The following is a 24,048-nucleotide window of genomic DNA, read 5'->3' on the forward strand; positions in this document are numbered from 1 at the left end:
TCCGGCACGTCGGGTCGGCGGCAAGCAACCCTTCTCCAGAAGGCCGATAAACTTCGCAACTTGCCCATATATCCTGACCAGCGGATGTGGCGCAGGCACCGGGCACGAGCGCAGGTCCGGCCGCGCCAGAGTCTGGTTGGTTCTGCTCGGCTTCCATGCGATGCTCGTCTGCGAGCGGAGGCGTCGATGCAGATTGATCGTAGAAACGTCCTCAAGGCGGGCGCCGCATCCCTCCTGATGGCAGCGGCCAAGCCGGGCAGCGGCACGCTTGCGGTTCCGACGGTCGATGGGCTGGAACTCACCATCTTGATAGACGGCACGACTGCCGTGTTCGGCGCTGCCGTCAGCCGCGCAGGCTTTCGTTCGGTGCCGCCGCCTATCACCCACGACTACCACGCCGCCTTTGCCGGCCAATGGGGATACTCGCTGCTCGCGCGGTCGATGGTCGGCGGCACGGTTCGGCGGACGCTGGTCGATTTCGGCTACACGCCCGAAGCGCTGCTGAACAACATGGCCCAACTCGACGTCGATCCCGCGACGATCGACGCGGCGGTGCTGAGCCACGGGCATTACGACCATTTCGGTGGCCTTGACGGCCTGCTGGCCACCGGCAAGGTCCGGCGCGGCATTCCCTTGTTCGTCGGCGGGGAAGAGGCGTTTTGCGCCCGCGTCCGCGGCATCGAACCGGACGGTCCTCCATTCGGCGCGGTCGACCGTCCCGCCCTCCGCGCCGCGGGTGTGGATCTGCGCGTCTCGGCGGAGCCCGCGATCGTCGCCGGCCACGGCTTCACGACAGGTAGGATTCCGCTCACCTCGCCCGAGCATCCGCGCGTACCGACGGGGATGATGCCGGGGCAAGGATGCTCCCGGCAACTGCTCGACGGGGACAAGCAAGCCGCCGCCTTCCTCGTCGACGATGCCGTGCACGAGCTGGGAACTGCCTTCCACCTGCGGGACAAGGGGCTGGTCGTGATCGGCTCCTGCAGCCATCGCGGCATCATCAACACCGTCCGGCGTGCCCAGGCCGTATCGGGGATCGACAGGGTGTATGCGATCGTCGGCGGCTTCCATCTCGTCCCGCCGCAGACGCGCGAGCAGGCGCTGGAAACCGTGCGTCTGATGCAGGCGCTCGACCCGGACTATATCATTCCCGGTCATTGCACGGGCGAGACCTTCATCGCCGCGGCGCAGGCAGCGATGCCGGACAGGGTGCTGCGCTCCATCGTCGGTACGCGCTACCAGTTCGGAACAGCTGCCGCCTGAGGATGCGGGCCTAAAGCGCGGCTGCGACCTCGCTGATGAGGGTGCGCAGCCAGCGATGCGCAGGGTCGTGGCGATAGCGGACGTGCCAGGCCATCTCGACCGGGAAGGTGCCCAGGTCCACCGGCGCCTCGAGCACCTTCAGCCGGGGATCGTGCGCCAGCCTGCGACAGATCAGCGCGGGCAGCGTCGCGCAATAATCGGTGACGGCGACCATCTCCGCCACGGCGAAGAAGTTGGTGACGGAGATCGCCACGTCGCGCTTCAGCTGCTGCTGCGCCAGCGCCTGGAACAGCCCGGCGCGCATGCGGCCCGGCGGCACGATGTTGACGTGCTTCATGCCCTCGAACTGCTCGCGGGTAATCCTGTCCCCCACCTGGGGATGATCGGCCCGCACCACGCAGGCCAGCCCCTCGTCCATCACATGCTGGACGACGAGATTGTCGGGCGGGTCGATGACCCGGCCGAGCACCAGCGCCGTCGTGCCGGAGACGACGCCGGTCTCCGCCAGATCGTTGCCATAGGGGGTGAGGCGCAGCTTGATGCCCGGCGCCGCCCGCTGGAGCCGCGCCACCACTGCGGGCACCAGCACGAACTCGACATAGCCGTTGGGCGCGATGGTCAGCAGGCGTTCGGCGGTGGCGGGATCGAATTCCTGCTGGCCAAGCACTGCATCGTCGAGCCGAGCCAGCGCTTCGGCAATGGCGGGCGCCAGTTCCAGCGCGATCGGCGTCGGCTGGATGCCGTAGCGCTCGCGGATGAACAGCTGGTCCTGCAGCATCAGCCGCAGCCGGGCGAGCGCGTTGGATAGCGCCGGCTGCGTCATCCCCATCCGCTCCGCCGCGCGGGTTACGCTGCGCTCTTCCATCAGCGCGACGAAGATCGGCAGCAGGTTCAGGTCGTAGCGCATACAGTCATATCGCGGACAGCATATCTACAATCAAGAAGATAAACTTCTGAAATATGTCGTGACGCGCCATCTTGCACCTGCCGCAGCGGTTGCGGCGCAGCGCACGAAAGGCTCCATCATGACCAAGGCAACCATCCTCATCCTCGGCTCCAATGCGACGCAGATCGAGCTGCGCGGCGGCGGCAGCGCCACGATCGGCCAGTATCTGAACGAGACGGTGGTGCCCACGCTGGCGCTGATCGACGCCGGCTACGATGTCGTGCTCGCTACGCCGAACGGGACCAAGCCGATCCTCGACGCGGTATCGGACACGGTGGACCATTTCGGCGGGGACCAGGCGGCCTATGACCGCGCCCGCCGCTTCTTCGCCGACGCGCCGCAGATGAACGCCGTGCAGACCCTGCGCGCGGTGATCGAAGGCGGGCTGGACCGGTTCGCCGGCGTGTTCGTCCCCGGCGGCCACGCACCGGCAGTCGACCTGATTCAGGACGCCGCGATCGGCACCATCCTGCGCCACTTCCACGACGCCGGAAAGCCGACCGCGCTGCTCTGCCACGGCCCCGTCGCGATCCTTGCCGCCCTGCCGGAGGCATCGGCCTATCGCGCGGCGCTGATCGCCGGCGACTCCGAGAAGGCCGCCGCGCTGGGCCAGGACTGGATCTATGCGGGCTATGCCATGACCGTGTTCTCGGCCGAGGAGGAGAAGATTGCCGAGGCACAGCTGCTGGGCGGCGAACTCTATTTCGACATGGAGCGCGCGCTGAAGACGGCGGGTGGCGACGTGTCGGTCACGGCGACGAACTTCGCGCCGAACGTGGTCGTCGATCGCGAACTGATCACCGGCCAGAACCCGTCCTCGGACCACCAGCTCGCCACGGCGCTGATCGACGCGCTGGACCGCGCACGCGCCACGGCGTGAGCACTCGCATGACCGGTGGAGCGCTTCGCCTGCGCTCCGCCCCGCCTCATCCAAGAAGGAACACCACCATGTCCACCCAAGTGAAGACCGTCGCGATCCTTACCGCACATGCCGGCAAGGTACCGGAACTCCGCCAGCTCCTCGACGCCATGCTCGCGCCCAGCCGCGCCGAGCCGGGTAATCTGCGCTACGATCTCTGGCAGGACCGCGACGAGCCGGCCCGCTTCGTGCTCGACGAACTCTATGTCGATGCGGATGCCGTCGCGGCCCATCGCGCGAGCCCGCATTTCCAGGCCTATGCCGCCAGGATTGCCGATATCGCCGAGCGGACCGCGATCCCGCTCATCCCCGTCGCTGTCGCCTGACCCGCGCGCCTTTTCTCGGGGAAGCATCATGACTCGCCCGTTCGCCACGTTGCTCGCGCTCACCGCTTCCCTCGGTTTCGCGGTTCCCGCCCTCGCTCAAGCGGCGGAAAAGCCGGTCTCGATCGTCCTCGTCCACGGTGCCTTCGTCGATGCCTCGGGTTGGCGCGGGGTGTATGACCGCCTGACCAGGGACGGGTACGAGGTGCTGGTGGTGCAGAACCCGACGATCACGCTTGAAGACGACGTCGCGCGCACCCGCCGCGCGATCGCCAAGGCACGGCATCCAGTGGTGCTGGTCGGCCATTCCTATGGCGGATCCGTGATCACCGAGGCGGGCAACGATCCCAAGGTGCGCAGCCTCGTCTATCTCGCCGCCTTCGCTCCCGATGCGGGCGAGTCGGTCGCCAAGCTGGCCGAGAAGCCGGTCCCTGGGGAAGCCGGCGCCCCCCTGCTGCCGCCCGAAAACGGCTTCCTGATCGTCGATCCGGCCAAGTTCGCCACAGCGTTCGCGGCCGATGTCGATCCCGCCGCGGGCGCGTTCCTCGCGAACGAGCAGGTGCCCTGGGGGCTGAAGGCCGTGGGCGGCGTGGTCGGCCACGCGGCGTGGCACGCGAAGCCGAGCTACTTCCTGGTCACCACGCAAGACCGGATGGTGCCGCCCACCGCGCAGCGTGGCATGGCAGCACGCGCCCATGGCATCGTGCAGGAAATCGCCAGCAGCCACGCGGTGATGCTCTCCCATCCCGACGCCGTCGCCGGCTTCATCGAGCGCGCCGGGGGTACCCGGCGCTGAGGGGGGCAGGGGCGCGTCGTCGATCTCCCTCGATCGGCGACGCGCCCGCGGCTTACCAGGGCACCTGCTGCTGCTCGAAAAAGAAGCGACCCGTCACCTCGTGAGCCGCTTGGGTTGCCAGCCAGACGATGCCTGCTGCCGCCTGCTCGACGGTGCGATAGCCCGAATGGCCGTTGAAATCGGTCGCGGTATAGCCGGGGTCCGCCGCGTTCACCGCGATGCCGTACGCGGCCAGGTCCTTGGCGAAGGCGAGCGTCACTGCGTTGAGCGCGGTCTTGGAGCTATTGTATCCCAGGATGTTGACGGCGTGGTGTGGATTGGCCGGATCCGACAGCCAGCCCAGCGAACCGAGCCCGCTGCTCACCATCACGACGCGGGCATCGTGCCCCGCCTTCAGCAGCGGCAGGAAGGCCTGGGTCATCCGCATCGGCGCGAAGACGTTGGTCTCGTACACTGCCCTGATGTCGTCGAGCGGCTGCTCGCTGGGGCGGATGGGCTGCATGCCCGGAATGCCGGCATTGTTGACCAGCAGATCGAGCTTGCCGTCCGCTTCTCCGATCCGGGTCACCGCCGAACGGACGCTCGCGTCGCTGGTCACATCGAGCGTCACGGTGCGGACATCCACCCCTTCGGCGGCAAGACGGCTCGCCGCCTGCGCGCCGCGGTCCGCGTCGCGGCTGCCAAGCCAGATGCGAAGGCACTGCCTGCCGAGCTGGCGAGCGGTTTCGTAGCCGATGCTCTTGTTGGCACCGGTGATGAGGACGGTTCTGTCTGTCAATGCTCTGCTCCTGCGCGAGGGGCGGTGGCGGCATGCCAAGGGCGCCTTCGCGGCATACCGAACAATATCGGCGTTCGGAGCGCTTTGATAATCCAGCCAGGATCGAATAGGCTGATCGGTATGCCGAACAATGTGGAGGTGACGAGCCTCGATAGTCTGCGCGTTTTCCTGTCGGTGGTGGACGCACGCGGCTTCCGTGCCGCGTCCAAGCAACTGGGCCTCTCGCCATCCACCGTCAGCGAAAAGATCGCCGACCTCGAGCAGCAGCTGGGCGTCCCCCTGCTCACCCGCACGACCCGCAGCGTCGTGCCGACCGAGGCGGGACTCGCCCTTGCGACGCGCATGGCACCGCTGCTGGCCGAGGCACGGGCAGCGCTTCAGGACGCGGCGAACTCCCAGGCGGATGTCCGCGGCCTGCTCCGGCTGAACGTGACCGGCGCGGTGATGATCGATATCCTGCCGCCGCTGCTGGACCGGTTCCTGAACCTGCACCCGCACGTCCGGGTCGAGATCGTGGTGGAGGATCGGCTGGTCGATATCGTGGCGGCCGGATGCGACGCAGGCATCCGCTATGGCGAGCATCTCGCCAAGGACATGATCGCGGTCCCGATCGGACCGAAGGAGCAGGCGCTCGCCTATGCCGCCGCGCCATTCTATCTGGCACGCCGCCCCGCGCCGCAAGGCCCCCGGGACCTGATGGCGCATGACGCGATCAGGCTCCGCTTCTCTAGCGGCGCGCTCGTCGCCTGGGAATTCGAGCGAGAACAGGAGACGATCACGATCGACCCGCCCGGCAGACTGATCATCGGGGTGGATGGGGCACCTGCCGCCATTGCCGCTGCGTGCGCTGGACACGGCATCATCGGTACGTTCGGGAACTGGCTTGAGCCCCGTTTCGAGGATGGTTCGCTTGTACCCGTACTGCCGCAATGGTGGCCGGTGTTCGAAGGTCCAAGGCTGTACTTCTCCAGCCGCTTCGTCCCCGCGCCGCTGCGAGCGTTCATCGACCTGGTTGCTTCTGATCGGCGGTCGGCTGTGCGCTAGAGCTGCAGCCGATCGCCGATACAGCGGCGGGACTCCATTGCTGCGGGCACGGATGAAGGCGGAAATGACCGGCCTGCCAGCGCCCCTGGCAACGCCTGCGGGACTTGGGGGCCGCAACGCCGCTGATCGCGGCCCCCACCCCGACGCCGAGGGAGGCGGCGTTGCAACCTCGTTGCTCTGGACCGTGTTCGGCGGCGTCGTGATCGGAGGCGTGACCGCCTTCGTGGTGCTGGCGGTCGCGGGCCGGACGGAGGACCATCTCGTGGAAGTGACGCTGACCACCGTCATTCCCTGGGCGAGCTTCCTGCTCGCGGAGCATGTCCATGCCTCCGGTGTGTTCGCGGCACTCGCCGCCGGTATCATTGTGGGCGAGATCGGCCCGCGCGGGTCGATCTCGGTTGCCGGGCGCCAACATGTCCAGGATTTCTGGGCCTATGCCGCCTTCCTCGCCAATTCCTGCCTGTTCCTGCTGATCGGCAGCCACGAGGCGCACCAACCGATCGCGTTGGTGAGCGGCGCGCTGGTTGCGGGCATCCTGCTCACGCTGCTCGGCCGCGCGGCGGCGGTGTACCCGCTGGCGGCACTGTTCGCCGGCACCAAGCTGCGGCTGCCCGCCACCTACCAGCATGCGCTGGTGTGGGGCGAACTGCGCGGTGCGGTGGGCCCTCGCGCTGGCGCTGGCGGTGCCGGCGAGCGTGGCCGAGCGCAGCGTGATCGTCGTCCTCACCTTCGGCGTGGTGGCCTTCTCGATCTTCGCCCAGGGGCTCACCATGCCGCCGCTGCTGCGTCGCTGGAATCTGACCGGCGCGGAGGACGCCGAGCATTGATTCAGGGGGCAGATGAAGTCGTTCGCGCTTGCGGCGTTTCGTCGCGAGCCCATCTCGCAAGCGACCGAGACAATGACCTCGAACGCCATCGCAGCCTGCTGGTGGGCGGGAAGGGAAGGGCTGTCGATCCCCTGCGATTGCTATCGTGTGCGGCGGAGATCGCATCCCTTCTTCGATTCCAGACACCCGCCTTTCGCCTGCGCGCGGAGCGGTTGCAGCAAGTGGTGCGGCCAGGCACCCCCCCTGACCTGCCGGCGTTTGACGCGCTGGCGCTTTGCTGCCAACTCGTTGTGCAACTGCGAAAGGCGCTCGGGTGCGGATCGTCATTGTCGATGACAGCGGGGCACGCGCGTCGGTGCTCGAAGAGGGCCTGCGGGAGGCGGGGTATGACGACATCCATTTCGTCCCGCCCCGGGGCGCGTTCGTCGCCCGAATCGAGCGGATGGCGCCCGATGTGGTGCTGATGGACCTTGGCAGCCCCAGCCGCGACACGCTGGAGGAAATGCTGCTCGTAAGCCGCGCGCTCGCGAAGCCGATCGCGATGTTCGTCGATCAGTCCGACGAATCGATGATCGGCGCGGCGATCGACGCGGGCGTTTCCGCCTATGTCGTCGACGGGCTGCGCAAGGATCGGGTGAAGCCGATCCTCGAACTGGCGGTGCGTCGGTTCACGGCCTTCTCGCGGATGCAGACCGAACTGGACGAGGCACGCACCGCGCTCGCCAACCGCAAGACGATCGACAAGGCCAAGGCGATCCTGATGGCACAGCGCGGACTGAACGAGGCCGATGCCTATGCGCTGCTGCGCAGCACGGCGATGAACCAGGGGAAGCGGATGGTCGATGTGGCAGAGGCGCTGATCACCGCGAGCAGCCTGCTGGGCGGAGGCGCGGCATGACGCCGGTGCGCGCCGCCTTCCTGCCGCTCACCGACAGTGCGGTGCTGGTCGCCGCGCGGGAAAAGGGTTTCGCGCAGGCGCAGGGGATCGACCTGGAACTGGTGCGGACGACCAGTTGGGCCACGCTGCGCGACCGTCTCGTCTACGGCCAGGTTCAGGCCGCGCAGATGCTGGCGCCGCTCGCCGTTGCGGTGACGCTGGGGCTGAGCCAGCAGCCGGCGGCGCTCTCCGCGCCGTGCAAGCTGAACAGCAACGGCAACATGCTGGTGATGTCGCAGGCCTTCGCCGCGGCGCTGGAGCCGGATCTTGCCGCGCGGTTGGCCGATCCGCTCGGCACCGGACATGATTTTGCCAGCGCGATCGGGCTGTTCCGGCGCAAGCCGATCATCGGCATCGTCCACCGCTTTTCCGGCCACGCGCTGATGCTGCGCTATTGGCTGGGCAGCGTGGGCATCGATCCGGATCGCGATGTCGTGCTGCGCGTGCTGCCGCCCTCGCTGACGGTGGAGGCAATGCGAGCGGGCGAGATCGACGGGTTCATCGCGGGCGATCCGTGGCCGGCGGCTGCGATCGCGCAGGGGCTGGCCGAGGCCGTCGCCATCGGCGCGCGGATCTGGCAGCGCGGCGTGGAAAAGGTACTGGCGCTGCGCACCGACTGGATGGAAGCCCATGCGGAGACGGTCGATCGGCTGCTGCTCGCCCTGGCGCAGGCGGCGCGGTGGTGCGATGATCCCGCCAACCGAAGCGAACTGGCCGCGCTGCTGTCGCGCGAGGCATATGTCGGCGAGCCGGCGGAGCTGATCGAAGCCGGGCTGAGCGGGCACGTGATTCCGCGGCTGGGTGCCCCTGCCGTCGAACAGCCGGATTTCCTGCTGTTCCACCGCGAGGCGACGGCTTTTCCGTGGCGCAGCCAGGCGCTGTGGATCTATTCGCAACTCGTCCGGTGGCGCCAGGCCGAACCGAGCGCCGAGGCCGAAGCGGCGGCCGCCGCAGTGTTTCGGCCGGACGTGTATCGCCGCGCGCTCGGCGCGAGCGGGGAGCCGATGCCCGGCGCGAGCATGAAGCTGGAAGGTGCGGTCGGCGTCTCTACCGGGGTGGGCGCGCATCGGGGCGCGTTGACGCTCGGGCCGGACCGTTTCTTTGACGGTCGCGTATTCGATCCCGAGCGGCTGGACGAATATCTGGCGGAGTTCGACGGTACGCGGGGATAAGGGTATTCGTCGGACTTCTGGGGGCAAGCGTTCCCGGTACCTGCAGCGCGCGTTGCGCGGAACGGCTGCGGTCGGACCCATCGCGGGTTGGGGGGCGACCTGCTCCCCTCAACTTCGCGCTTGCAGCACGGCGCAATCCGCGCGATGATCCATCCGTCGCGCAAGGATGCGCGCCCATCGGGAGAGCGCCCCAACGCCGGGGCATGCCTCCCCCTCTGAACGCAGCAAGGCCGCTGACCGGATTTCGCCCGCGCGAACGTCCGGCGAGCGGCTTTTTTCTTGTCCTTTTCAGATCGGTATTGGGGAAGACCTCATGGCAACGGCATTTCTGGATCGAAACGTGCATCGAGCGGGCTCCGCCACGCGCGATGACGGCTTCTGGCGCAGCGGGCATTGGCCGACGCTGGTCGCCGCATTCCTGTATTTCGATCTCGCCTTCATGGTGTGGGTGCTCCTGGGCCCGCTCGCGCCCGACATCGCCAGGACGCTGCATCTCACCGCCGCGCAAAAGGGGCTGATGGTGGCGACGCCGACGCTCGCCGGCGCCTTGCTGCGCGTCGTCAACGGGCTGCTGGTCGACCGCATCGGGCCGAAGCGCTCGGGCGCGATCAGCCAGATGATCGTGATCGGCGGGCTCCTCTCGGCCTATCTGCTGGGCGTGAACAGCTTCGGCGGCACGCTGGTGCTGGGCGTGGTCCTCGGCTTTGCCGGCGCGAGCTTCGCGATCGCGCTGCCGCTCGCCAGTCGCTGGTACCCGGCCGAGCATCAGGGCAAGGCGATGGGGCTGGCGGGGATGGGCAATTCCGGCACCGTGCTCGCCGCGCTGTTCGCCCCGGCGCTTGCCAGGCTGTTTGGCTGGAACGCAGTGCTGGGGCTGGCGTGCATTCCGCTGGGCATCGTCTTCGTGCTCTATCTGGCGATGGCCAAGGACGCACCGAACGCGCCCGCGCCCAAGTCGCTCGTCGCATATCTGCATCCGTTGAAATCGGCGGACGCTTGGTGGTTGATGGGCTTCTACGCCGTCACTTTCGGTGGCTTTGTCGGCCTGGCGGCGTCGCTTCCGATCTATTTCACCGACCAGTTCAGGCTGACGCCGATCGTTGCGGGCTATTGCACCGCCGCCTGTGTGTTCGCGGGATCGCTGGTCCGGCCGCTGGGTGGCGCACTCGCCGACAGGATCGGCGGGGTGAAGATGCTCTCGACCGTGTTCCTGGTCGCCGCTGCCGCGCTGGCGGGCGTCAGCGTTGCGCCGACCCTGCCGATGGCGCTGGGCTGCTTCGTCGTCGCGATGCTGGCGCTCGGCACCGGCAACGGATCGGTGTTCCAGCTGGTGCCGCAGCGTTTCCAGGCGGAGATCGGGGTGATGACCGGGCTGGTCGGCATGGCCGGCGGGATCGGCGGCTTCTATCTTGCCTCGTCGCTCGGCGTCGCCAAGCAACTGGCGGGCAGCTTCGCGCCGGGGTTCCTGATCTTCGCCGGGCTCGCGCTGGCCGCGCTGCTGGGCCTCACGCTGGTCAAGGCCTCGTGGCGCGCGCGCTGGACGAGCGGCGCGCGGATCTGATCGGCGCGCTGCAGCCTCACCAGGAGACGTCCTCATCGGCATAGTCGATGAAGCGCCGGCCGGCCTTGCGCCTGCGCCACGCGCCCACTCGCAGGGCCAGATAGAGGAGCAGGGCCGGTAGGGTCGCAAGCGGCGTATAGCCGAACGGCACGCCCAGGTGCAGCAGCCCGCCCAGGGAAAGCCCCGTCAAGGGAAGGGCGGCCCGGCCCCACATCAGCCACAGCTGCAGGTCCTGGTCGGACCGGAAGCGCGGTGCGTCCGTCCGTTCCACCTGTGGCACGGCGTGGGGCCTACGGGATCGGGCCCAGCCCGGGCGGCGTACCGTCATGGCGGTGATCGTACCGCACAGCCAAGGTCGCCGCCAAGGGGTATCCGCCCGACGGAAGGGCTTGAGCCGGCGCGGGAATCGCGATATGTTGCAATGCGAAGGACAAGGATGTCCCTCCCCACATAGCCACGCCAGCCCGTCGAAGGGCAAAACGTGGTCCTGTTGATGGCAAAGCCGCCATCCAGCGCTCGGTTCGAAAGACCGGGCGCCGGATGGCGGCTTTTTTCGTTTTGGAGCGAAGCGCATGGAGTTTTTCGAAGCTACGGCGACCCACGTCGATGACGGTCCGGTGCCTGCCCCTGCATCGCCCGATGCGCGGGAGCATCTGGTGGTGATCGGCAACGGCATGGCAGGCTGCCGCGCGGTGGAGGAACTGCTCGCCCGCGACGGCACGCGCTTCCGCGTCACCATCTTCGGCGCCGAGCCGCATGTGAACTACAACCGGATCATGCTTTCGCCGGTACTGGCCGGTGAGAGGACGTTCCAGGAGATCGTGATCAACGATTCCGGCTGGTATGCGCAGCACGGCATCGAGCTGGTTGCGGGTGATCCGGTGGTGGCGATCGACCGCGTCGCGCGCACCGTCACGGCGCGATCGGGCCGCGTCACCGGCTATGACAAGCTGCTGATCGCCACCGGCTCCGATCCGTTCATCATCCCCGTGCCGGGGCATGACCTGCCCGGCGTGATCAGCTTCCGCGACATGGCCGATGTCGACGCGATGCTGGCGGCAGCGGCGGGCGGCGGGGAGGCCGTGGTGATAGGGGGCGGGCTGCTGGGGCTGGAGGCGGCGCACGGCCTTACGCTGCGCGGCATGAAGGTCACCGTGCTCCACCTGATGCCGACGCTGATGGAGCGCCAGCTCGACGAGGCGGCGGGCTGGCTGCTCAAGTCGGCGCTCGAGGCGCGCGGGCAGACCATCCTTACCGGGGCCGATACCGCCGCGATCCTCGGCGACGGCAAGGTCGAGGGCGTGCAGCTGAAGGACGGCCGCGTGCTCCCGGCGAAGCTGGTGGTGATGGCGGTCGGCATTCGCCCCTCGGTGAAGCTCGCCCGTGAAGCGGGGCTCGCGGTGGGGCGCGGCATCCAGGTCGACGATCACATGGTCACCAGCGATGCCGACGTGCTCGCGGTGGGCGAATGCGTCGAGCATGACGGCCAATGCTATGGCCTGGTCGCGCCCTTGTGGGACATGTGCCGCAGCCTGGCGGACGGGTTGGTGGGGCGCACCAACCCCTATCGCGGATCGGTGACCTCGACCAAGCTGAAGGTGGCCGGGCTCGACGTCTTCTCGGCCGGGGACTTCTCCGGCGGCGAGGGCTGCGAGGACATCGTGCTGCGCGATGCGGCGCGCGGCGTCTACAAGCGGGTGGTGCTCAAGGACGACCGCATCATCGGCGCGGTGCTGTTCGGCGATACCGGCGACGGCGGCTGGTATTTCGACCTGCTCAAGAAGGGCGAGCGTGTCGCGGCGATCCGCGACGTGCTGATCTACGGCCAGGCCTTCGCCTCGGGAGGGGGGCTGGCGGACCCTAAGGCGGCCGTTGCGGCGCTCTCGGACGATGCCGAGATCTGCGGCTGCAACGGCGTTTCCAAGGGGCAGGTGGTTGCGAGCATCGCCGGCGGTGCGTGCAGCCTCGATGCCGTCCGCAGCGGCTGCAAGGCGTCCGCCAGCTGCGGATCGTGCACCGGCATCGTCGAGACCCTGCTGGCGCTGACGCTGGGCGAAGAGGGCGTGCAGGCGGGCCCGAAGACGATGTGCAAATGCACCAGCTACGGCCATGACGAGGTGCGCCGCGCGATCGTCGAACAGGGCATGCGCGCCATTCCCGAGGTGATGCAGCGGCTGCACTGGTCGACGCCCGACGGCTGTTCGTCGTGCCGGCCGGCGCTCAACTACTACCTGCTCTGTGCGCTCCCGGGCGAATATGTCGACGACCAGCAGAGCCGGTTCGTCAACGAACGGCTGCACGCCAACATCCAGAAGGACGGCACCTATTCGGTAGTGCCGCGCATGTGGGGCGGGGTGACCACGCCCACGGAGCTGCGCGCGATCGCCGACGTGGTGGAGAAGTACAACGCGCCGATGGTGAAGGTCACCGGGGGCCAGCGGCTGGATATCTTCGGCATCCGCAAGGAGGATCTGCCGGCGGTGTGGGCAGACCTGAACGCGGCCGGGATGGTCTCGGGCCATGCCTATGCCAAGGCGCTGCGCACGGTGAAGACCTGCGTCGGCTCCGAATGGTGCCGCTTCGGCACGCAGGATTCTACCGGGCTGGGGATCAAGCTGGAGCGCGGTTTCTGGGGCAGCTGGATGCCGCACAAGTTCAAGATGGCGGTCTCCGGCTGCCCGCGGAACTGCGCCGAGGCGACGATCAAGGATTTCGGCGTGGTGTGCGTGGACTCCGGCTACGAGCTGCATGTCGGCGGCAATGGCGGCATCCATGTCCGCGCCACCGACCTGCTGGTAAAGGTCACGACCGAAGAGGAGGCGATGCACACTGCCGCCGCCTTTGTGCAGCTCTACCGCGAGGAGGCGCGCTATCTGGAGCGCACCGCGCCGTGGATCGAGCGGGTGGGGCTTGGCCATGTGAAGGCCCGGGTCGTCGAGGACGAAGCCGGCCGCGACGCGCTGGCCGCGCGCTTCTGGCATTCCCAGTCCTTCAGCCAGGACGACCCCTGGGCCGAGCGTGTGGCGGGCGCAGATGCCGGCCTGCACCAGCCCCTTCTCGCCGCAGCGGAGTAAGCCGGATGACCGACTGGATCGATATCGGCACGCTCGCCGACCTGCCGCTGCGGGGCAGCCGCACGCTCACCCTTGCCGGTGACCCCGTGGCGGTGTTCCGCACCCATGACGACCGGGTCTTCGCGCTGATCGACCGCTGTCCGCACAAGGGCGGACCGCTCAGCGCGGGGATCGTGCACGGCCATGCGGTGGCCTGCCCGCTCCACAATCTGCGCATCTCCCTCGCGACCGGCGCGGTGCTGGGAGAGGATGCCGGTTGCACGCCGGTAGTGCCGGTGCGGGTGGCGGGCGAGCGGATCCTGCTCGCCAGCCCGGTGCGGGCGGCGGCGTGAGCGCGGCCGTCCGCACCACCTGCGCCTATTGCGGCGTCGGCTGCGGCATCCGCGCGACCGTCACCGGCGCGCGCACCGTCCGCATCGAGGGCGATCCCCAACACCCGGCCAATCACGGCAGGCTGTGCTCGAAGGGCACGCATCTCGGCGAGACGGTGGGGCTGGCGGGGCGCCTGCTCCACCCGATGATCGGCGACCGGCGGGCGACCTGGGACAAGGCGCTCGACCTCGTCGCCCGCCGCTTCCGCGAGGCGATCGCCGAACATGGCCCGGACAGCGTCGCCTTCTACGTCTCGGGCCAGCTGCTGACCGAGGATTATTACGTCGCCAACAAGCTGATGAAGGGCTTTATCGGCTCCGCGAACATCGACACCAACTCGCGGCTCTGCATGTCGAGCGCGGTGGCGGGCCACATGCGCGCGTTCGGCGAGGATGTGGTGGCGGGCAGCTATGCCGATATCGACGCCGCCGATCTGATCGTGCTGGTGGGGTCGAACACTGCCTGGTGCCACCCGGTGGTCTATCAGCGGATCATGGCGGCGCGGGCCGAGCGCGGGGCCCGGCTGGTGGTCATCGATCCGCGCCGCACCGAAACGGCCGAGGAAGCGGACCTGCACCTGGCCCTGCGCCCCGGCAGCGACGTGGCGCTGTTCAACGGTCTGCTCGCGCATTGCCGCGCCGAAGGGCTTATCGATGCCGAAAACCTCGACGTGCCGGAAGGTTTCTGGGATGCGCTGGGCGTGGGGCACGACCTGTGGTCGACAGCCCAGACCTGCGATCTGACGCCCGCCGATCTCCAGCTTTTCTACCAGCTGTTCGCCGCGCATCCGCGCACCGTCACGCTGTTCAGCCAGGGTATCAACCAGTCGATCCGCGGCACCGATCAGGTGAACGCGATCCTCAACCTGCACCTCGCCACAGGCCGGATCGGCACGTCCGGCGCGGCGCCCTTCTCGATCACCGGCCAGCCCAACGCCATGGGCGGGCGTGAGGTGGGCGGGCTCGCCTCGACGCTGGCGGCGCATCGCGGATTCGGCGCGGAAGACATCGCCGATGTCGGTCGCTTCTGGGCCGCCCCGCGCATGGCGACACGGCCGGGCCTGAAGGCCGTCGACCTGTTCCGCGCGGTGGGTGAGGGGCGGATCAAGGCGCTGTGGATCATGGCGACCAACCCCGCCGTGTCGATGCCCGATGCCGGCCGCGTGCGCGAGGCGCTGGCCGGCTGTCCCTTCGTCGTCGTGTCCGATGTGATCGCCGAAACCGACACCAGCGTCCACGCCCATGTCCGCCTGCCGGCGGCCGCGTGGGGGGAGAAGGATGGGACCGTCACCAACTCCGAACGCACGATCAGCCGCCAGCGTGCCTTCCTGCCGCTGCCCGGCGAGGCAAAGCCCGATTGGTGGATCATCACCCAGGTCGCGCGGCGGATGGGGTTCCGCACCGCCTTCCCCTATGACCGCCCGGCCGACATCTGGCGCGAACATGCGCGCCTGACCGCCTATCGCAACGACGGCGCGCGCATGCTCGACCTGAGGGGCAGGGCAGCGATCGGCAATCACGATTACGATGCGCTGACGCCGTTCCAGTGGCGGGCGGACCCGTTCGCCGATGGCCGCTACCCGACACCAAGCGGGCGCGCCCGGCTGGTGCCGGTCGTGCAGCGCCCGCTGGACATGCCGCTGCGCGACTGGCCGATGACGCTCAACACCGGCCGTTACCGCGATCAGTGGCACAGCATGACGCGAACCGGCTTGTCGCCAAGGCTCGCCCGGCATCGCGAGGAACCCCTGGTCGAGATCCATCCCGAGGATGCCGCGGGGCTGGGCCTCGCCGACGGGGCGCTGGCGCGGGTGGCGACGCCGCAAGGGGAAAGCCTGTTCCGCGTTGCCCATCATCCCGGCCAGCGCCGGGGCGAGCTGTTCACCCCGATCCACTGGACCGATCGTCAGGCGCGGGGCGGGCGCACCGGGCTGCTGGCGCGGGACATCGCCGATCCGCATTCGGGCCAGCCCGGCTTCAAGCTCTCGCCGGCGCGCATCGCGTCCGTGGCCGTCGACTGGCGCGGTTTCCTGATCGTGCAGGGCGAAACGCAGCCGCCGGACTGCCTGTGGGCGACGCGGGTGATGGTGCCCGGCGGCGTGCTCTACGAACTGGCCGGCATCGGCGACGCTGCCGCGCTCGATCGGGCGCTGCCCCCCGGAGAGCGGATCGAGGCGAGCGACCCTGCGCGCGGCACGCGGCGCGTGGCGGTGCTGCGCGACGGTCGGCTGGCGGCGGTGCTGTTCGTCGCGCGCGTGGGCGAACTGCCGGGCCGCGACTGGCTGATCGCCCAGCTCGACCAGCCACAGGGGCTGCAGGTACTCGCCGGCCGCGCGCCCGGCCGGAGAACGGACCGCGGGCCCATCGTCTGCGCCTGTTTCGAGGTGGGCCTGCATAGCATCACCGCGGCGATCCGCGACCAGCGGCTTGCCGATGTCGCCGCCGTCGGCGCGGCGTTGCGAGCGGGCACCAATTGCGGATCGTGCCGCCCGGCGCTTGCCCGCATTCTATCCAACATGGCAAAGGAGGTCGCGCATGGCTGACGAATTTCCCGCCGGCAGCGTCTGGTTGGTCGGGGCGGGTCCGGGCGACCCGGACCTGCTCACCCGCAAGGCCGAGCGGCTGCTTCGCACGGCCTCCATCGTCTTCTACGATGCGCTGGTGGGGGAGGGCGTGCTCGCGCTGATCCCGGCATCGGTGCGGCGAGTCGCGGTGGGCAAGCGCTCCGGTCGCCACTCCAAGGACCAGGCGACGATCAACGACCTGCTTGTCGCCGCGGCGTGCGCGGGCGAGCGGGTGGTGCGGTTGAAGGGCGGCGATCCTTCGATCTTCGGCCGGTCGATGGAGGAATGTGCGGCGCTGGCCCAAGCCGGTGTGCGGGTACGGATCTGCCCGGGAATCACCGCCGCGAGCGCGGCGGCCGCCTCTGCCGGCGTCTCGCTTTCGCTGCGGGGGCTCGCGCGGCGGGTGCAGTTCGCCACCGCGCACAAGCGCGGCGATGCTCCTCTCGATCTCGACTGGGCAGCGCTGGCGGACCCGCATTGCACGACGGTCTTCTATATGGGCCGCAGCGCAGCGGCTGAGATCAGCCGCAACCTCACGGCTGCGGGGCTTTCCGGTGCCACGCCGGTGCTGCTCGCTTGCGATGTGAGCCTGGCTAGCGAGCGGCTGCTGCACACCCGGCTCGATCTTCTGCACGTCGCGGTATCCGCCTTTTGCGACGATCGCCCCACCCTGATCATGGTAGGCGAGGCGCTTGCGGCGGGAGGCAGGATGCCGATGGCCGCTTCCGGATATGACCTCCTCCGCGACGTGAAGCTCGAAAGCACAAGCCGGGCACTCTAACGCGCGGTCGCGCCGCCATTTTCGAACGGGAGTGCTGCCCCCGGTTGTTGCCCGAGTCGGGCGCGTTCACGATGCGCGGTTTGAACCGCGCCGGGGCTGTCGGAGCCACATGGATGCGTCCCGCGGCCATGTCGATGTCGTCCGCGGCAGCATGAGGCCGGAAGCGCCTGACCGGAGTCAGGGCGCACGACGAGCATTTTCGGACGGTGACATAAGCCAAGCAACGGCGCGCTGGACGATCTGTTCGAAAGTTCATGTGTATCATGCCCTGCAAGGGGGTATTGCGTAGTGACGTGACGTCGGCCGGGCCGCTATATCGACAGACCGCTCCACCGGAGCACAGCAGCCGCCGGGCGATTGCCTGCAGGCTCATGAAAGAAGCTGCGTGATGAATGCGATTCTCGTTCTCCTCGTCGAGGACGAACCTATGCTTCTTATCAACGCTCAAGACGTCCTGGAGGATGGCGGGTTCGAGGTGGTCGACGCATCGAACGGAGAGGACGCGCTCAGAATCCTGGAGGCGGATGTCGACAAGGTCGCCGGATTGATCACCGATGTTCGGCTCGGCGCCGGGACGAGCGGGTGGGACGTTGCCCGCCGCGCTCGCGAACTCAAGCCGACGATGCCGGTCGTCTACATGACCGCGGAGAGCGGCGAGGACTGGTCGGCCCATGGTGTTCCGAAGAGCATCCTGGTCCAGAAGCCCTTCGCTCCCGCTCAGCTCCTGACCGCGATCTCGACCTTGATCAACGAGTCGGCCACCAGCCTCTGACATCGCGGCGGTCGATCACCTTCGTGGACCCGGCGCCTGCACAGGCAGGGTATCGACGCATTTTCAGATAATTTTCGCCTATCGCTGCCAAGGGCGGCGGCGCGCTCTATAAGGTAAACGAAACCCTAAGATTTGAGATCGCGATGCTGAACTCCCTGATGACTTCCTCGCGCCGTTCGGCCACCGCGGCAGAACGTGCACCTGCCACGGCATCGAGCGAACTTCGACACTTCGAGCTTTGTCCGATGTGCGGGCAAGCCGTCGACCGGAGGGATGACTTCGCGGTCATGCACCACCTGCCGCTTGGGCATAAACCCACGCCTGTCCAATGATCTAGCCGGCGGCTTGTCCGCTACCATCCAGGAGCGGAGATGCTCTGGCGCCTCCGCCCCCTCTACTGGATTGGCCGGGCCTCCGCTATCCGCCGGGAGAGCCCTGTCCATGTTCGGGCAGGCGGGGCCTGCGGCAGCGACGAACCCATTGTCGCGCCTGATGCGGCCGCTTTTGAATCTGCCTCTGGAGCAAATACTTAGGTGTAATGCCTGGGGCCGTATCGCGCTTGGCGTTAAGGGGTGCCTGCTATCCGGGACATGCTACCCTCGGCGTTGCGGTTATCCCCTCTGTCATCATCGAGGGTAGCACCGTATTCGGGCAAGCGGGGCATCGCCTGACCGGGATCGTCCGCATCGATCGAGATAGTGCGGCGGCAAGGCTGGCGGTGGGCCGCCCGCGTCCCCATATGTGCTTCATCGCGCCGCACGCCCCGAGCCTGGCCGCGACTGAGAGTTGTTCATGCTCCCGCTCTGATGCGGAGTTTTGCATGCCGATCCTCCGCCTCCTCCCATTGCATCGCCCGCCCTCACGGTTCCCGCTGGAGCCGATCGCACCCCCGTGCGGCCATCCGCACGCCGGTTCCGCAGGGCGGCGCATCGCATCTTTCGCACATCGCCCGTGGATATCCGCGCGGCCGCGAGCAACGCTTTCGAGGAACCAGGAACATGGCCAAGGGACAGCAACGCGGCAATCGCGAGACGCGAAAGCCCAAGAAGCCGGAACCGCCGAAGCAGAATGCTTCCAATCCCTCGATGAAGGGAACGCCCCCGGTGCAACCCGCGAAACAGGGCTGATCGTTCGCTCTCCATGAAAGGCCTATCCATGCAGCCCTCGTTCGACCTCTGCCGTACCCAGCAGGCGCATCAACAGGCGCTCGCCCGCGCGACCACCCTCGACAATGTCCGGCTGATCGCCAGCGCCGCCGCCGCTGCCTGGGCGAAGGAAGGCGAGGCGGCCATTCTTCGCGAAGGCCGGAAGCTGCGCACGCGCGCGTTCGCCATGGCGACGGTGGTTGAGCCCCCGTTGGGCACGCTTCGCGGGCTGAGTGAAAACCCCGATCGCGGACATGCCGACGAGGGCTGATGTCGCCAGAGGCTGCCGCAGGCGCAAGCGCGGGGATGCGGGCCGGAATGGGAGCGAGGCACGCTTCTTCCTTCGCGCCGGCCCGTTACCCGCGGCTTTCCCCAGCTCACGACCCGGTAGCTTCGCGTTCGCGCAGCGCGGCGAGCTGGCCGCGCATCTGACGGCGTACGCGGGTGCGATGCTGGTAGCTATCATGGCGCTCCCCCACCCACCCGGCGCCGAATGCCGGAGCAGGTTCGTGGGGCAGGGGGATGTCTTTCTGGTCGATGGCCATGCGTGTCTCCTCGGCCGAGCGGGAGTACGAAGCATCTCTCAGTCGCGGCGGCGCTCATGGCCAGTGCTGCGATAACGGGGATCTGGAGGCGACGAAGCGCCATGGATAGATGCGGTGACACCCTTTGGTTGCCGCGCGGCGCCTTCAGGCTTAAGCTGCTGTATAATCAGGTCAGGAACCGACATTTCCAGCGATCTCGATCATCCAAGGCACGCCTGGCATGCCAACCATTTGCGGCTGGCCATCGAAGCCGCCGGCGTATCGCTTTGGGCATGGAACGTGGACAACGGCCGCTTCTCGATGGATGCGCAGGGCTTCGCGCTCTGGGGACTTCCCTGGCGCGAGACCGTCACCTTCGAGCAACTTTCGGAGCACATTCACCCGGCCGATCAGGACCGGGTGCGGGCTGCCTTCCACGCGACGCGCGCGACCCTCGGGTCCTATGAAACCGACTTCCGCATCCTGGCGGGCAAAGATGTCCGGTGGATCGCGGCGCGGGGCCAGGGGGAGGATGCCGGTATCGTCGAGCGTACCATGTTCGGCATCTTCCTGGACGTGACCGGCCGCAAGCAGGCGGAAGAGGGACATGAACTCCTCGCCGGGGAGATGAGCCATCGCGTGAAGAACCTGCTGGCCATCGCCGCCGGGCTGACCGGAATCGCGGCGCGGACGACATCGACCAAGACCGACATGGCCCGCGAGCTCATCCAGCGCCTCACCGCACTGGGCCGCGCGCATGACCTCGTCCGGCCACTACCCGCCGACCAAGGCTCCGCCGCCCTGCTCGGCGATCTGATTTCCGTCCTGCTCGCGCCCTATGACGACACGGGCGCGTTCAGCGGGCGGATCCGGGTGGCGGTGCCCCGCATGGGGGTAGGCGAGGCGGCGGCGACCAGTCTCGCCATGGTGGTCCATGAGCTGGCCACCAACGCGCTGAAATATGGTGCGCTGTCCACGTCGTCGGGAACGCTCGACATCTCCTCGCATTCGGCGGGCGAGCGCATCTGTCTCAAGTGGGTCGAGCGCGGGGGGCCTGTCATCACCGGGCCCTGCGAAACCCGCGGGTTCGGCAGCCAACTCGTCGAACGCAGCGTCGAACGGCAGCTGGGTGGAACGATCGAACGCCAATGGTCCGCAGAGGGACTGGCCGTCACCCTGACTCTCGATCGCGCCAACCTGGCCTGCTAGGTTCCCGGTTTCGCCAGGCGCCGCACCGGCTAGCGCATCAGCCCGGCCGCGCGGAGCGCATCCTCGATCACCCGGCCGATCTTGTTCGCTGGCGCCATCCCACCCGCCGGCGCTGCCGCACGAGGGGGCGGCGTCTCGGCGTGCTGGGGAACGGCGGCCGGGACGACATTCGCGCGCTTGCTCGCCGGGCGCCCCTCTCGCATCGGCAGATCCCCGGCGATGCCCCAGAACTGCGCGATGCGCCGCGTGGAGGAGATGCCGGCTTCCAGCATGAACGGTCCAGCCGCGCCGCACCCGTCCGGGCCCGCGGTGGCCAGCGGGGTGCCGTGGCCCATTCCGTCGATCCGATATTCCTCGATGACCGCGCGGCCCTGTCCGTCGTGCCACGCCGTGCGGCGATACCCGTCGCCCTGTTCGACCTGCCTGGTCTCGCGCGATGCATGGTGCAGTGCGCGCCATTGCTCGACGACGAGCGTGGCGTTGGCGGCATGGACGGTGGCGTCGGCGGTTCCGTGCCACACCGAAAGGCGCGGCCATGGCCCGCGATGCGGCGAAGCCTTGGCGACGAGGTCGCCGAGCGCCGCTGCCGGCGGCCCGCCGTGCGCGCGCATCCGGTCGAAAGCTTCAGGCACGGAATGGGCCGTGCCATAGGGCAGGCCCGCGATGACCGCGCCGCCGGCGAACACATCGGGATAGGTGGCGAGCATCACCGAGGTCATGGCCCCGCCCGCTGACAATCCGGTCACATAGATGCGCGCCGGATCGATGCCGTGCGCGGTGACCATCGCCGCCACCATCTGGCGGATCGACAGCGCCTCGCCGGCATCGCGCCGCGTGTCCTCGGGGTGGAACCAGTTGAAGCAGAGGTTTGGGTTGTTGGCGCGCTGTTGCTCAGGATACAGCAGCGCGAAGCCATGCGCATCGGCAAGCCGTGACCAGCCGGCGCCATGATCATAGCCTGCCGCGGTCTGGGTGCAGCCATGCAGCACCACCACCAGGGGCGCGTTGTCCGCCAAATGCTCCGGCACGTAGCAGCGCGCGCGCAAGGCACCCGGGTTGCTGCCGAACGCCGGCAGATCCTGCAGGCGATCCGGGGTGCCGCCGCTTCCCGGCAGCGCGGCACCGCGCATGGCGGAAAGGCGTTCGATCGTGTCCTTGATGCTTCGCATGGGGCATTCTCCTGGCCACGGCGCTCGCCCTGACAATACAGCGACGGTTTGATGCTGCGCTGCACAATGTCGGGCTTCGATCCCCAACCGCAAGAGTGCGCTGCCAATTTAGGCGATCGCCGCCAGCGCCGCCTGCCCGGCCGACCATCAAGCCCAAGTCTCTGTTGCCGCAACGAAAAAGCGACGCGCCAAGATTGTTGCCGTGGGGACACAACCTGCTGCCCGGGGCGTTGGCGTAGCGCCGACGTAGCAATTGGATCAACATCATGTCCGACGGGGAACCGAGCGCCACAGGGGCCCCCCTCTGTCAAAGAGACATCGATCGCTTTGGAAACAATCTGATGCGATGCTATCCTGTCGATGGATTCCCTCCCTTTGAAGATCTGCTCCGCAGGATCGACAAGGTCGAACTGGCGTCCCGAGACGCCAAGGAGCGCCCCTAATAAGAACGTCGTAAACAGTCCTGTCTTGCTGTGATTTCGTCGCGGCGAAGCATCGTCGCGATATTGAAGATGCCGCGCTTGTACATCCAGGTGCGACTGAAGCACATGGTCGCGTTATCGCGACCGCCGGCACCCCCGCTCTCACGGCTTGGGAACGGTGACGGCATCGGGGTCACGTCCCTGCTGGCGATCGAGCGAGCGCATGATCGGGGTGACGGTAAGGCCGTGCAGCAGGATCGAGAAGAGCACGACGAGGCCTGCGACACCCCACAGCCGTTCGGCATGCCCTACCGCCATGTGGTTGATCCCATAGGCCAGATAGTAGATCGTGCCGACGCCGCGAATGCCGAAAAACGCCAGCGTCAGCTTCTCGCCTCTGTCCGCCGGATAGCCCCATAGTCCGAGCAAGCCGGCAAGCGGGCGGACGATCAGCAGGATCGTCGCGGCAAGGGCTGCATCCCGCCAGGTGAGGCCGGAAAGCAGCCCGCTCACCAGTGCCCCGCCGAACAGGATGAGCAGGATCATCATCACCAGCCGCTCGACCTGCTCGATGATCGTGTGCATCTCGTGGTGGAAGTCGTGCTCGCGATGCGCGTGGCGGAAGGTTAGGGCGGTCACGAACACCGCCAGGAACCCATAGACGTGCACGATCTCGGTGAGGCCGTAGGAGACGAACGTCGCGGCGAGCGCAACCATGCCGTCGCCGGTCCTGGCAAGCTTGGTTTCCGCAGGCACATGGAAGGTCAGCCATCCGAATGCCCGGCCCACCAGCCAGCCGCCGGCGATCCCGCCCAGGATCTCCCAGGCGACGCGATAGGTGAGCCACTCCGCCAGCCAGGGCTTGTGCGACACGGCGCTTGCGGCGAGCAGGATGGCGAGGTGGACGAACGGGAAAGCGGCGCCATCGTTGAGGCCGGCTTCCGAGGTCAGCCCGAACCGTACCTCGTCTTCCTCGCCGGTTTTCGGCGGGCCGACCTGGACGTCGGCGGCCAGCACCGGATCGGTGGGCGCCAGGCTCGCCGCGAGCAGCAGGGCAACGGCGACCGGCACACCCATCGCCCAGCCTGCAAGCATGGTGATCGACAGGATGCTGAGCGGCATGGTGATGGCGAGAAGCCGCCAGGTCACCGCCCAGCGCCGCCAGCCGAACACGCGGTCGATCTTCAGGCCCGCGCCCATCAACGCGATGATCACGATCAGTTCGGTGAAACGCTCGGTGACCTCGGGATATCGCATCGGCAGTGGCTGCAACGTCACCTGGGGCAGCGAGAAAAGCGCCGCGCCGAGGCCGATGCAGACGATCGGCAACGATAGCGGCAGCCGGCGTAGCGCCAGCGGCAGCCACGCGACCAGGGCTACGAGGAGCCCGAACCCGGTGAGGGTAAGAATGTACGGAGAAGGCAGCTGTCCGGCAAAGTCCATGGCGCTCC

The 24,048-nt window shown here is 68.0% G+C and carries 22 protein-coding genes and 2 pseudogenes; 17 read left to right on the plus strand and 7 right to left on the minus strand.

The genetic code is table 11. The annotated features are described in order from the left end of the window. The first annotated feature begins 186 nt into the window (after nt 1–186). Complete coding sequence (locus tag SPI01S_RS14325) at nt 187–1,263, plus strand: MBL fold metallo-hydrolase (protein ID WP_066723783.1); 1,077 nt, start codon at nt 187–189, stop codon at nt 1,261–1,263. A 10-nt stretch (nt 1,264–1,273) separates the two neighbouring features. Here the strand turns inward: SPI01S_RS14325 and SPI01S_RS14330 are convergent, their stop codons facing one another. After that, a complete protein-coding gene (locus SPI01S_RS14330; protein ID WP_066723786.1) occupies nt 1,274–2,170 on the minus strand; it encodes a LysR family transcriptional regulator in 897 nt (298 codons plus the stop codon). Between the two features lie 118 nt (nt 2,171–2,288). On the opposite strand from SPI01S_RS14330, the gene SPI01S_RS14335 reads away from it, so the two are divergent. From SPI01S_RS14335 to SPI01S_RS14345, 3 genes are all read left to right on the plus strand, one after another. Next, nucleotides 2,289–3,089 (plus strand): type 1 glutamine amidotransferase domain-containing protein, encoded by an 801-nt coding sequence (locus SPI01S_RS14335; RefSeq protein ID WP_066723935.1) that lies wholly within the window; start codon nt 2,289–2,291, stop codon nt 3,087–3,089. Nucleotides 3,090–3,157: 68 nt separating this feature from the next. Further along, on the plus strand, nt 3,158–3,454 hold the full coding sequence (locus SPI01S_RS14340) for a putative quinol monooxygenase (protein WP_066723790.1): 297 nt from the start codon (nt 3,158–3,160) through the stop codon (nt 3,452–3,454). A gap of 28 nt (nt 3,455–3,482) precedes the next feature. Continuing rightward, nucleotides 3,483–4,247 (plus strand): alpha/beta hydrolase, encoded by a 765-nt coding sequence (locus tag SPI01S_RS14345; protein ID WP_066723792.1) that lies wholly within the window; start codon nt 3,483–3,485, stop codon nt 4,245–4,247. A gap of 52 nt (nt 4,248–4,299) precedes the next feature. On the opposite strand, the gene SPI01S_RS14350 is transcribed toward SPI01S_RS14345, so the two are convergent. After that, complete coding sequence (locus tag SPI01S_RS14350; RefSeq protein WP_066723795.1) at nt 4,300–5,025, minus strand: SDR family oxidoreductase; 726 nt, start codon at nt 5,023–5,025, stop codon at nt 4,300–4,302. Between the two features lie 120 nt (nt 5,026–5,145). Between SPI01S_RS14350 and SPI01S_RS14355 the strand changes: the two genes are divergently transcribed. The 3 genes and pseudogenes from SPI01S_RS14355 (at nt 5,146) to SPI01S_RS23080 (ending at nt 6,896) form a co-directional block, all read left to right on the plus strand. Next, the gene (locus SPI01S_RS14355) at nt 5,146–6,069 is read left to right on the plus strand and encodes a LysR substrate-binding domain-containing protein (protein WP_066723798.1); all 924 of its coding nucleotides are present in this window, start codon (nt 5,146–5,148) and stop codon (nt 6,067–6,069) included. A 64-nt stretch (nt 6,070–6,133) separates the two neighbouring features. Beyond that, nucleotides 6,134–6,670: pseudogene (locus SPI01S_RS23075) on the plus strand (cation:proton antiporter domain-containing protein); the annotation flags it as partial. Between the two features lie 52 nt (nt 6,671–6,722). Next, nucleotides 6,723–6,896 carry a hypothetical protein gene (locus tag SPI01S_RS23080; RefSeq protein ID WP_245653612.1) on the plus strand — a complete coding sequence of 58 codons (174 nt, stop codon included), beginning with the start codon at nt 6,723–6,725 and terminating at the stop codon, nt 6,894–6,896. A gap of 36 nt (nt 6,897–6,932) precedes the next feature. Here SPI01S_RS23080 and SPI01S_RS23085 read toward each other — a convergent pair. Next, a pseudogene (locus tag SPI01S_RS23085) lies at nt 6,933–7,125 on the minus strand (IS5/IS1182 family transposase); the annotation flags it as partial. Between the two features lie 84 nt (nt 7,126–7,209). Between SPI01S_RS23085 and SPI01S_RS14365 the strand changes: the two are divergent. The 3 genes from SPI01S_RS14365 (at nt 7,210) to SPI01S_RS14375 (ending at nt 10,566) form a co-directional block, all read left to right on the plus strand. Then, nucleotides 7,210–7,794 carry an ANTAR domain-containing response regulator gene (locus tag SPI01S_RS14365; protein WP_066723800.1) on the plus strand — a complete coding sequence of 195 codons (585 nt, stop codon included), beginning with the start codon at nt 7,210–7,212 and terminating at the stop codon, nt 7,792–7,794. Beyond that, nucleotides 7,791–9,005, plus strand: coding sequence for a CmpA/NrtA family ABC transporter substrate-binding protein (locus tag SPI01S_RS14370; RefSeq protein WP_066723804.1), 1,215 nt, complete (start codon nt 7,791–7,793; stop codon nt 9,003–9,005). Before SPI01S_RS14365 ends, SPI01S_RS14370 begins: the two co-directional genes overlap by 4 nt. Before the next feature lie 313 nt (nt 9,006–9,318). Further along, nucleotides 9,319–10,566, plus strand: a complete 1,248-nt coding sequence (locus SPI01S_RS14375) for a nitrate/nitrite transporter (protein ID WP_066723807.1) — start codon at nt 9,319–9,321, stop codon at nt 10,564–10,566. A 16-nt stretch (nt 10,567–10,582) separates the two neighbouring features. On the opposite strand, the gene SPI01S_RS14380 is transcribed toward SPI01S_RS14375, so the two are convergent. Next, entirely contained in the window at nt 10,583–10,846 is a 264-nt protein-coding gene (locus tag SPI01S_RS14380; protein WP_157084708.1) for a hypothetical protein, read from the minus strand. A 292-nt stretch (nt 10,847–11,138) separates the two neighbouring features. Here SPI01S_RS14380 and nirB point away from each other — a divergent pair, with 292 nt between their 5' ends. The 6 genes from nirB to SPI01S_RS14410 all read left to right on the plus strand — a co-directional run bounded on the left by nirB (nt 11,139) and on the right by SPI01S_RS14410 (nt 19,544). Beyond that, a complete protein-coding gene (nirB, locus tag SPI01S_RS14385) occupies nt 11,139–13,640 on the plus strand; it encodes a nitrite reductase large subunit NirB (protein ID WP_066723817.1) in 2,502 nt (833 codons plus the stop codon). 5 nt (nt 13,641–13,645) lie between these two features. Further along, on the plus strand, nt 13,646–13,972 hold the full coding sequence (gene nirD / locus SPI01S_RS14390) for a nitrite reductase small subunit NirD (protein WP_066723820.1): 327 nt from the start codon (nt 13,646–13,648) through the stop codon (nt 13,970–13,972). Then, nucleotides 13,969–16,554 (plus strand): nitrate reductase, encoded by a 2,586-nt coding sequence (locus SPI01S_RS14395; protein WP_066723823.1) that lies wholly within the window; start codon nt 13,969–13,971, stop codon nt 16,552–16,554. The genes nirD and SPI01S_RS14395 overlap by 4 nt, the downstream gene beginning before the upstream one ends. Then, complete coding sequence (gene cobA / locus SPI01S_RS14400) at nt 16,547–17,356, plus strand: uroporphyrinogen-III C-methyltransferase (protein WP_066723826.1); 810 nt, start codon at nt 16,547–16,549, stop codon at nt 17,354–17,356. The genes SPI01S_RS14395 and cobA overlap by 8 nt, the downstream gene beginning before the upstream one ends. A gap of 388 nt (nt 17,357–17,744) precedes the next feature. Further along, complete coding sequence (locus SPI01S_RS14405; protein WP_066723828.1) at nt 17,745–18,128, plus strand: response regulator; 384 nt, start codon at nt 17,745–17,747, stop codon at nt 18,126–18,128. Nucleotides 18,129–19,283: 1,155 nt separating this feature from the next. Beyond that, nucleotides 19,284–19,544: a hypothetical protein gene (locus SPI01S_RS14410; RefSeq protein WP_066723832.1), complete on the plus strand. Its 261-nt coding sequence runs from the start codon at nt 19,284–19,286 to the stop codon at nt 19,542–19,544. A 106-nt stretch (nt 19,545–19,650) separates the two neighbouring features. Here SPI01S_RS14410 and SPI01S_RS22355 read toward each other — a convergent pair whose 3' ends face one another. Then, nucleotides 19,651–19,818 (minus strand): hypothetical protein, encoded by a 168-nt coding sequence (locus SPI01S_RS22355; RefSeq protein WP_157084709.1) that lies wholly within the window; start codon nt 19,816–19,818, stop codon nt 19,651–19,653. A 231-nt stretch (nt 19,819–20,049) separates the two neighbouring features. Between SPI01S_RS22355 and SPI01S_RS14415 the strand changes: the two genes are divergently transcribed. Then, nucleotides 20,050–21,006 carry a sensor histidine kinase gene (locus SPI01S_RS14415; protein ID WP_245653608.1) on the plus strand — a complete coding sequence of 319 codons (957 nt, stop codon included), beginning with the start codon at nt 20,050–20,052 and terminating at the stop codon, nt 21,004–21,006. Nucleotides 21,007–21,035: 29 nt separating this feature from the next. Here SPI01S_RS14415 and SPI01S_RS14420 read toward each other — a convergent pair whose 3' ends face one another. Next, on the minus strand, nt 21,036–22,175 hold the full coding sequence (locus SPI01S_RS14420) for an extracellular catalytic domain type 1 short-chain-length polyhydroxyalkanoate depolymerase (RefSeq protein WP_066723835.1): 1,140 nt from the start codon (nt 22,173–22,175) through the stop codon (nt 21,036–21,038). A 584-nt stretch (nt 22,176–22,759) separates the two neighbouring features. Continuing rightward, complete coding sequence (locus SPI01S_RS14425; protein ID WP_066723838.1) at nt 22,760–24,040, minus strand: cation:proton antiporter; 1,281 nt, start codon at nt 24,038–24,040, stop codon at nt 22,760–22,762. Nucleotides 24,041–24,048: the final 8 nt, after the last annotated feature.

This window comes from Sphingomonas pituitosa NBRC 102491 (assembly GCF_001598435.1).
In the GTDB taxonomy this organism is placed as follows: Bacteria; Pseudomonadota; Alphaproteobacteria; order Sphingomonadales; family Sphingomonadaceae; genus Sphingomonas; species Sphingomonas pituitosa.